The organism is Oribacterium sp. (assembly GCF_057249185.1).
The window spans coordinates 1-740 of sequence record NZ_DBHIGR010000163.1; the positions used below are offsets into that span (position 1 = coordinate 1).

1 protein-coding gene is annotated in these 740 nt (G+C 40.4%); it reads right to left on the reverse strand.

The window, feature by feature from the left end; all coding sequences use genetic code 11:
• Positions 1-96 precede the first annotated feature (96 nt).
• On the reverse strand, positions 97-740 hold a 644-nt coding region (locus ACO4PX_RS08530), incomplete at its 5' end, for a YaaA family protein (protein ID WP_485572281.1).

Below are 740 nucleotides of genomic sequence, written 5' to 3' on the forward strand. Positions count from 1 at the left end.
CACAACAATAAAGCCCTTCCCATTCCTTTCGGAAGGAAAAGAGCTTAATACGACGAAAACTCTTTTGCTTTTCTATTTCTGTCAATTTCTATTTCTTTATTTTCGAAGGAAAATATATTGATCTTCCGTGGAAAGTTTATCCTCAAAGTTAAAATCCAGCCCCTTAAAGCCCTTGATTTCTTCTGCGTTTTCTATCTTATTTTCTGCCAAAAAGCGCACCATTTCTCCTCTTGCCATCTTGGCATAGACGCCCTTTTGCACAAGCTTTTCTCCTGACTTCTCATAAAAACCGCAGCTAATGTAGTGAATGGGAAATGATAATTCTTTCGGCTCATCTTTCCACATGATTTTTTTCCTCAGGATTCTATCCTTGGGAAGATATTTCTCTATACATTTGGCATATTCTTTGGAGGCGAGATTGAGGATTAGCATAGGATTTTCATTTTCCAACGACTTTTCTCCCTCTTTTTGCAAACGCTCTTCTATCTCTTCCAAAAGCAATACTGTCCAGATATCCTCACCCCAAAAGTCATACAGATTTTTAGAAGTACCAATCTTCGCCTTTGCCTGCATTTCTAAACGATAGGGAACCACCCCATCAAGGGGCTTTACCACGCCATAAAAGCCGGAAAGAATCCGAAGATGACTCTGTAAATACGCCAGTTGAGAGGCTTCCATAACGGAGGGCGCCATATACTGATACTGAATTCCCTCATAGGACAAAATCGCCGGACTGCAAT